This is a genomic window from Cellulomonas terrae (genome assembly GCF_007990265.1).
GTDB classification, from domain to species: Bacteria; Actinomycetota; Actinomycetes; order Actinomycetales; family Cellulomonadaceae; genus Cellulomonas; species Cellulomonas terrae.
In genome coordinates, this window is sequence record NZ_BJWH01000006.1 from 170950 (window position 1) to 179172 (window position 8223).

General features: G+C 73.6%; 7 protein-coding genes. 4 read left to right on the forward strand and 3 right to left on the reverse strand.

Annotated elements, in window-relative coordinates; translation table 11 throughout:
* Positions 1-225: 225 nt before the first annotated feature.
* Genes CTE05_RS08305 through CTE05_RS08320 form a run of 4 tightly spaced genes read left to right on the forward strand, consistent with a single transcriptional unit; the run spans position 226 to position 5625 of the window.
* Positions 226-2271: a polysaccharide biosynthesis tyrosine autokinase gene (locus tag CTE05_RS08305; RefSeq protein ID WP_186814783.1), complete on the forward strand. Its 2046-nt coding sequence runs from the start codon at positions 226-228 to the stop codon at positions 2269-2271.
* A complete protein-coding gene (locus tag CTE05_RS08310; RefSeq protein ID WP_146845654.1) occupies positions 2268-3539 on the forward strand; it encodes an O-antigen ligase family protein in 1272 nt (423 codons plus the stop codon). Before CTE05_RS08305 ends, CTE05_RS08310 begins: the two co-directional genes overlap by 4 nt.
* On the forward strand, positions 3536-4603 hold the full coding sequence (locus CTE05_RS08315; RefSeq protein ID WP_146845655.1) for a glycosyltransferase: 1068 nt from the start codon (positions 3536-3538) through the stop codon (positions 4601-4603). The genes CTE05_RS08310 and CTE05_RS08315 overlap by 4 nt, the downstream gene beginning before the upstream one ends.
* Positions 4600-5625 carry a glycosyltransferase family 4 protein gene (locus tag CTE05_RS08320; protein ID WP_146845656.1) on the forward strand — a complete coding sequence of 342 codons (1026 nt, stop codon included), beginning with the start codon at positions 4600-4602 and terminating at the stop codon, positions 5623-5625. The genes CTE05_RS08315 and CTE05_RS08320 overlap by 4 nt, the downstream gene beginning before the upstream one ends.
* Position 5626: 1 nt before the next feature.
* Here the strand turns inward: CTE05_RS08320 and CTE05_RS08325 are convergent, their stop codons facing one another.
* The 3 genes from CTE05_RS08325 to CTE05_RS20200 form a co-directional block, all read right to left on the reverse strand.
* Positions 5627-7000, reverse strand: a complete 1374-nt coding sequence (locus CTE05_RS08325) for an oligosaccharide flippase family protein (RefSeq protein WP_146845657.1) — start codon at positions 6998-7000, stop codon at positions 5627-5629.
* The gene (locus tag CTE05_RS08330; protein WP_146845658.1) at positions 6997-7971 is read right to left on the reverse strand and encodes a glycosyltransferase family 2 protein; all 975 of its coding nucleotides are present in this window, start codon (positions 7969-7971) and stop codon (positions 6997-6999) included. Before CTE05_RS08330 ends, CTE05_RS08325 begins: the two co-directional genes overlap by 4 nt.
* A 65-nt stretch (positions 7972-8036) precedes the next feature.
* The coding region (locus CTE05_RS20200; RefSeq protein ID WP_186814785.1) for a hypothetical protein at positions 8037-8223 on the reverse strand (187 nt) is incomplete at its 5' end.

Genomic DNA, 8223 nt, shown 5'->3' on the forward strand with positions numbered 1-8223 from the left:
AAAGGGGATAGTTCGTGGCGTACTTCACCCGAGGCGCCACGGATGGCCCAGCGCGACCGTCGGCGCTGGTGAGCGGGCGTTCCACTAGTCGGGTGAATTCCCTCGTATCTCTACATATCGCCCTCATCCGCCCTCACCATGGCGGCGGCACATCCTGGACAATCGTTCCGGGGCACGCACGTGCCGCTGACCATCGATCCCGTCCGTGATCGAGGAGGGGTGACCATGGAACCGAGCGAGTACCTCGCACTGCTGCGCAAGCACTGGCTGATGATCGCCGCGCTCGGCGTGCTCGGGTTCGTCGGCGGCTACGCCTACTCCCAGACGATCCCGCCCAGCTTCCGGGCGACCGCCTCGCTGTTCGTCTCCGAGCAGGCCGGCACCACGGTCGGCGAGTCGCTCCAGGGGTCCACGTACGCCCAGAACCGCATCGAGTCCTACGCCCAGCTGGCCACCAAGGCGTACGTGCTGGACCCGGTCATCCGGGAGCTGGAGCTGGACACGACGGCCCGCTCGCTCGCCAACTCGGTCTCGGCGACCAGCCCGATCAACAGCCTGATCCTCGACATCTCCGCAGTCAGCGGGAACCCCGAGAAGTCGGCGGACATCGCCAACACCGTCAGCACCGAGCTCGCGCGGGCCGTGGAGCGCATCGAGGGCGCCGGCAGCGACGACGACACCACCCCGCACATCGGGATGACCGTCATCTCGCCGGCGACGCCGCCGTCGTACGCGTTCTCGCCCAACACCAAGCTCAACGCGGCGACGGGGTTCGTCGTCGGCGTGGTGCTCGGCATCGTCCTCGCCCTGGCCCGCACGATCCTGGACACCCGCGTGCGGACCCAGAAGGACATCCGCCGGGTCACCGACGTCGCCGTGCTCAGCACCGTGCGCTACGACCGCAAGTCGACGCACGAGGCGGCCGTCATGCGCAGCCAGCCGTTCGGCGACCAGGCCGAGGCGTACCGCCGCCTGCGCACCAACCTGCGCTACCTGAACCTGCGCGGACCCAACCGGTCGATCGTCGTCACCTCCTCCCTGCCGACCGAGGGCAAGACGACGACCTCCATCAACCTGGCCTGGGCCATGGCCGAGGGCGGTGCGCGCGTCCTGCTCGTCGACGCCGACCTGCGCCGGCCGTCGGTCGCCCGGCACCTCGGGATCGAGGGAACGGTCGGGCTCACCACCGTGCTCATCGGCGAGGCGACGACGGCCGACGTCGTGCAGCGGTGGGGCGACATGCTCGACGTCCTCCCGTCCGGCCAGGTCCCCCCGAACCCGAGCGAGCTGCTCGACTCGACCACGATGGTCGAGCTGCTCGCGGAGCTCGCCTCCTCGTACGACGTGGTGATCCTCGACTCCGCCCCGCTGCTGCCCGTCACCGACGCCGCGGTGCTCTCCCGGCTCACCGACGGGGCGCTCGTCGTGGTCGGGTCCAAGCGCGTGCACCGCCACCAGCTCGCCGACGGCCTCGCGACGCTGTCGACGGCCGGCGGGCGCGTCCTGGGCCTCGTCTTCAACCGGGTGTCCGGCAAGGACGTCGGCGCCACGTACGTGTACGGGTCGACCCCGCAGGCGACCGCCCGCTGGCACGCGAACGGCCAGCGACCTCAGCGCGCGTCGCGACGCTCCCGCAGCAAGCGCGGCGAGCCGACCCCGGTCGGCACGAGCACGACGTTCCCGCGCGAGGTCCCGGTCGCTCCCGTGGCGCCGACCCCGGTGCCGGCTCCCGTCGAGCGGGCGGAGCCCGGTCCCGAGGTGGACGACCTCGACACGGCACGCGCGTCGTCGAAGTTCGCTGCGCACGTCGCCGCGCGGGTGCTGCCCCCCACCGCCTCGCAGTCGAACGGCGGCCCGGCCGTCGGCGCCCCGGGGGCCGAGCAGCCCCGGAAGGCCGCCGCGCAGCCGGTCGCCCAGCCTGCGGCGGCGCAGCCGCCCACCCCGCAGGCCGGACCGTCGTCCGCGCCGGACGTCGAGGAGCCTGTGCCGGCACCGCTCTCCGACCAGCCCGCCGTGCATCCCACCGGTCAGCACGTCCGCACCGTCGCGCAGGAGGAGCCGAGACCGGGAGCCGTCGCCGTCCTCGACGAGCCCCTGGCCGCCCCCGCGGACGACGACTCCGCCGCCACCTACTCCGCCCCCGCCGACGAGCCGTCGCTCGACGGGCTCCCCCCGCTGGAGGGCCCGGAGCCGGCACCCGACGAGGCCGCCCCCACGGACGACGGTGAGCACCGCATCCAGGTCGTGCCTGCGGCCCCCTGGCGGCCATGAGCGTCACCGACGCCCCCGTCGCGGTCACGCACCGACCGCGTTCGCAGGGCGCCGGGTGGTCCCTGAACGAGTTCCTGGCGTTCGGCGGGGTCGCGGCGATCACGCTCGCCTTCCCGCTGAAGGACGCGATCACCAGCGCGACCGTCGTGTCCGTCGCGCTGGCCCCCGTCTGGTGGCAGGCGACCAAGCGCTTCATCGGGGCCCGCGTGCTCATCGGGCTGGGCGCCCTCGCGCTGGCGTCGGGGCTGTGGCTCAGCGCGGTCGCGTCGTCGGACCACGCGGTGAACCCGCTGGTCGTGCGCTCCACGACGTTCCTGATGATCGGCGGGTTCTGCAGCATCGGGCTGATCCTGTGGGCCCGCACCGTGCTGTCGCTGCGGGTGGTCGGGCTCGCCGCGGCCGCGGGGATCATCGCCCGCCTCGCCGTGGTGGAGCCGCCCAACCCGGTGAACCCGTGGAAGCACGGCATCTCGTACGCGCTCATCGTGCTGCTGCTCGCGCTGGTCCTGCGCAACCGGCCCCGGCCCGTGGAGATCGTCCTGCTGCTCGGGCTCGCCGTCGCGTCGGCGCTGAACGACTCCCGGTCCGCGTTCGCGACCCTCCTGCTCACGGCCCTGCTGGTGGCCTGGCAGCTGCGGCCCACCACGATGGGGCGGAAGACCAGCGCGCTGGCGACCATCGCGCTGTTCGCGGGGGTGGCCGCGTGCGTGTACACCGTCGGCACGACGCTGATCCTCGACGGCTACCTGGGCGAGTCCACGCAGCAGCGGTCGCAGGCGCAGGTCGAGGCGTCGGGGTCGATCCTGCTCGGTGGACGTCCCGAGTGGGGGGCCAGCATCGCGCTGTCGCAGGACCGCCCGATCGGGTTCGGGGTGGGCGTGATCGCGAACCTCGACGACATCCTGGTCGCGAAGTCGGGCATGGCGGACCTCAACTACGACCCGAACAACGGGTACGTCGAGAACTACATGTTCGGCAGCGAGATCAAGCTGCACGCGCTGGTGGCGGACCTCTGGGCGAACTTCGGCATCCCCGGCCTGGTGCTGGCCGGTGCCATGCTCGGGATCACGATCTGGTCGCTGGCCACCCTGGTGGCCCGGCGCACCGCGCCCGCCCTGGTGATCTACCTGACCTGCCTCTTCCTCTGGAACTTCGCGTTCGGACCGATCCTCAGCTCGATGCCGGGCCTGGTGCTCGGCCTGGGGCTGCTGCTGGTGCGCCGCGACGACGAGCCGATGGAGCGACCGACCCCGGTGACCACCACATGACGACCCAGACCACCGGCGCGCGGCCCATCTGCGTGCTCGAGTCGTTCCCCGGTCCTCGCCCGACCACCAACCCGTACCTGGTCCAGCTGCTCGCCGAGCTGCCGGACGACGTCGTCGCGAGCACCTTCACGTGGCGCCGCGCCCTGCGGGGCCGGTACGACGTGTTCCACGTGCACTGGCCGGAGAAGCTGCCCCGGGGCAGCTCCCGGACGAAGACCCTGGCCCGGCAGGCGGCCACCGCCGCGCTCCTCCTGCGCCTGCGGCTGCGCCGGACCGCAGTGGTCCGCACGCTGCACAACGCGGCCCCGCACGAGGCCGGAGGACGGGTCGAACGGGTCCTGCTGCGCTGGATGGACCGGCGGACGACCCTGTTCGTCCGGCTCAACCCGGCGACCCCCCTGCCGGTCCACGCGGCGCCCGGGGTGCCCGTCGTGACGATCGCGCACGCCCACTACCGCGACTGGTTCGCGCGCTTCCCCCGGGGGGAGGCCATGCCCGGCCGCGTGCTGTTCTTCGGCTTGATCCGCCCCTACAAGGGGGTCGAGGACCTGTTGGCCGCGTTCCACGACCTGCCCGACGAGGGCGCGAGCCTGCGTGTCGTCGGGCACCCGGAGGACGCGGCGCTCGGTCGGTCGGTCGCCGAGCAGGCGGCGGCGGACCCACGCATCGGCGTCCGGCTCGAGTACGTGGACGACGAGACGCTCGCCGCGGAGATCAACGCCGCGCAGGTCGTGGTGCTGCCGTACCGGCACCTGCACAACTCCGGCGTCGCCCTGCTGGCGCTCTCCCTCGACCGGCCGGTGCTGGTCCCCGCGGGCGGCACCGCCACGGAGCTGGCGGCCGAGGTGGGCGACGCGTGGGTCCCCACGTTCACGGACGTCGTGGGGGCGGCAGACCTGGCCGCGGCACTGGCGCGCACGGCGCCGGGCCGGCCCGACCTGTCTGCGCGCGACTGGTCCGTGGTCGCCCCCGCGCACGCCGCCGCGTTCCGCACAGCGCTCGCCCGGGTCCGCCGCGAGACGCCCCCGGCACACACCCCCGCCCCAGCACGAGGAGATCGATGAGCACGGCACAGGTCGAGGTCATGTTCCGCAGCGAACGTGACGTCGACTCCTGGACGGCCCGGCACGAGCGGGGGGAGGTCCCGGGGCGCTGGCCGTACGGGCTGGACCTGCTCGCCCGGCCAGGGCTGACCGTGACGCGGCGGAGCCTCCCGGAGCCCACCCGGGCGGACCGGCTGCGCGCGATGCTGCGTCGCTCCCCCAGGTCGTCCACAGGGTCGACGGACATCGGCATCGCGTGGGACGAGAACCTGGCCCGACGGATGCTCGTCCTGGCACCCCACGCCGCCATGCACGCGGGTGCCATCTGGCTGACGGACGCGCTCGCCGCGGACCCCGACAGCGCCCGCGTCCGCAGCACCCTCGACGTGCTGCGCCGGATGGACTCCGTGTTCGTGAACAGCCGGGCGCAGGTGGAGCCGCTCGAGCGTGCCCTGGCCGGCACGGGCACGCGTGTCTCGTTCTTCACGTTCGGCGTCGACGCCGACTTCTTCTCCGCGCAGCCCCCGGCCGACCGTCCGCTCGTGGTCAGCGTCGGCGGCGACCGGGACCGCGACCCGGCGACGCTCTTCGCCGCCCTGGCCCGGGTGCACGAGGCACGCCCCGACGTCGAGATCGTCGTCCAGAGCTCGTCGGACGTCCCGCCGCCGGCCGGGGTGACCAAGATCCCGCGCCTGTCCCACGTGGAGCTGCGGTCGCTGTACGCCCGCGCGAGCGTCGTGGCCGTCGCCACCCGCCCGAACCTGCACATGTCCGGGCTCACGGTCTCGCTCGAGTCGATGGCCACCGCGCGGCCCGTCGTGCTCACCCGCACACCGGGCGTCGAGGACTACGTCGACGACGGCGGCAACGCCCGGCTCGTCCCGACGGGCGCGCCCGAGTCGCTGGCCGACGCGGTGGTCGAGCTGCTCGACGACCCGGCCGAGGCCCGCGCGCTGGGCCGGCGCGCCCGGGCCCAGATCGAGGCCCGGCTCACGTCGGCCCACCTGGTCGACAACATGGCCGCCGCGGTGGGTCTGGGTTGACTCAGCGGCGGCGGCGCAGCCGGAGCACCCGGCCGATCCCCGCCGCGTACCGACGCAGGATCCCCAGGTCGGACCGGCGGAGCCCGTAGAACGAGAGCATCGAGACGCCGAACAGCCGCTTGAGGAAGAACTGGTTGAGCGCGCTCGAGAGCAGGTAGCCCAGGACGGTCGCCCAGGCGGCACCGAGGGCGCCGTACTCCGAGACGAGGACGACCAGCAGGCCGACGTTCACGACGCAGGCGATCACCAGGGCGATGCTGCGCAGGCCGGGCCGGCCGCGCGCGCTCAGGCCGGCGCCGGCGATCGACCCCGGGGTGCTCAGGACCACCGCCACCAGCAGCAGTGCCGCGATCGGCACCGCGGGGGCGAACTCCTCCCCGAACAGGATCGGCAGCCACCACCCCATGGTCAGCCCGAGCCCGAGGGCCACGACCGTGCAGATCAGCGTCGAGATGCGCGCGGACGCCGCGAGCTTCGCGTCCTCGCTGCGGTGGGCGTCGGTGACGAACGTGACGTCCCGGACGGACCGGTGGATGATCAGCGGGATCTCGCTGACGTTGACAGCCACGACGTACAGGCCCAGCTGGTACGCGCTGCTCAGCGGGGTGATGAGCGTCTGGTCCACCCGGGAGAGCAGGACGCCGGAGATCGTCCCGATCCACAGCCGCATGCCGTACCCGGTGATCGCCTTCGTCGACGCGACCTTCTCGGTGTCGGCCTCCGGCGGCGGCAGCCGACGCGGGAGCCACAGGTACGCGATGGCCCCCATGACGGGCATCGCGGCGAGCACGACGACGGCCGTGAACGGGGTGAGGTGCCCTGTCAGCCACAGGGGCAGCAGCACCAGCAGGCGCAGCCCGGAGGCGAGCACCTTCTCCCACGCGACCATGCTCCACTGCTGCAGCCCGGACGCGATGCCGCGCAGCACGCCGAGCAGCAGCGTGGGCATCACCGCGAGCGACGCGACGACCATCAGGTGCTGGATCTCGAGCTCTCCCCCGCTCAGCCACCCGCGGGCGGACAGCACGGCGGCCGTCGCCAGGAGCCCGGCCAGGATGATGAGGAGGAACCCGTTGCGCGCGGCCGTCCGCACCAGCCGCGGGTGCCGGGCGACCGCGTAGGACACGGCCTCGGGCACCCCGAAGGTCATGAGCGCGATCGCGAGGCCCAGCGGCGCCGTCGCGGCAGCGACCTGGCCACGGCCCTCGACGCCCAGCGACTGCGCGAGGATCGGCCCGGTGGCCAGCGCGATCGCGGCGGGGAAGAAGTTCCCGACCAGCGTGATCGTCATGCTCCGCGCGGAACCGCCCCGCGGCTTCGCCGTCGGCTGGGTGTCGTCGGCCTGCGGGATGCTGCCCCCCTCCGTCCGGGTCACGACGACGTCGGGACCTTCGTCGCGCGGACCGTGCGGCTGCCGTCACGGGAGTACTCGACGTACACGGTGCCATAGGCCCCGGCGAGCATCCCCGCGCCGCGGGCGAGGGTGCGACGACCGTGGGCCTGGTGCGAGAGCGACCGCGTCAGCAGCCCCAGCCCCATCCGTGCGATCCCGCCGAGCGCGCGCACCGCACCCTGGGCGGTCAGCCGGACCCGGACGACCCCCCGACCGAGCGCGCCGTCGGCCAGCACGAGGGACGTGCGGCTCCACGTGTTGCCGCTGCGGAACGCCCGCGCGAGCACCCACCGGCGGGTGACCCGGTCCGGGGGCACGACGTCGACCACGACGGCCTCGTCGCACCACACCATCCGCCCGCCGGCGGCCGTGAGCTGGCGGGTCAGCAGCATGTCCGACCCTCCGCTCAGGCCGAACCGCCGGTCGAACCGCAGGCCGAGCGCGCGCACCTGCGCCAGGTCCAGGAGCAGGTTGTTCGTCGCCGCGACGGACGTCTCGGTCCCGGTCACCAGGCGGCGCCGGTCGAAGAACCGGCCGGCGCTGACCCACGCGTCGGGCTGCTGCTCGTACTCGGAGACCACCGGGCCGACCACGGCTGCCGGCCGGTCCACCCGGTAGGTGTCGACCAGGCGGACGAGCCAGCCGTCCACGGGCCGCTCGTCGTCGTCGATGAAGACCAGCAGGTCGGCCGAGCCCGCCTCGTCGAGCGCGCGGTTGCGGGCCGCGGCGATGCCGGGCTCGGGCTCGTGCACGTAGCGCACGGGGTGGGTCCGGGCCGCCTCCAGCACGACGTCCCGGGCGCTGGCCGCCGGGTCGTTGTCGACCACCAGGACCGTGCCCACCGGGTCGAGCGTGCGGACCTGCGCGACCAGCAGCGGCAGCGCCGCGACCAGGTCGTCCGGGCGCTTGTACGTCAGCACCCCGACGACCACCTCGAGCCCCGAGTCGTTCACGTGCCCTCCCCCTCCGAGTGGCGACGGCGCCCCCTGCGCCGCCGACCGCTCCCGTTCCGACGCGATCATGGCACGACGGGCCGGGCGCTCAGCTGGCCCCACCGGGTGATCAGCGGCAGCGTCGTCGTCGTGCTGGACGTGTACACGGAGAGCCCGATACCGCCCGCGACCTGCAGCGCAGCAGTCGTGCTCGTGCCCGACACCGTCCACGCCGCCGGCTCGGCCGTGCCGGCCACCCACACCTTGCCTCGT

Excerpts from the sequence above, each read along its gene's own strand:
- CTE05_RS08305 (WP_186814783.1), top strand. The coding sequence starts at position 226 with ATGGAACCGAGCGAGTACCTCGCACTGCTGCGCAAGCACTGGCTGATG.
- CTE05_RS08310 (WP_146845654.1), top strand. The coding sequence starts at position 2,268 with ATGAGCGTCACCGACGCCCCCGTCGCGGTCACGCACCGACCGCGTTCG.
- CTE05_RS08315 (WP_146845655.1), top strand. The coding sequence starts at position 3,536 with ATGACGACCCAGACCACCGGCGCGCGGCCCATCTGCGTGCTCGAGTCG.
- CTE05_RS08320 (WP_146845656.1), top strand. The coding sequence starts at position 4,600 with ATGAGCACGGCACAGGTCGAGGTCATGTTCCGCAGCGAACGTGACGTC.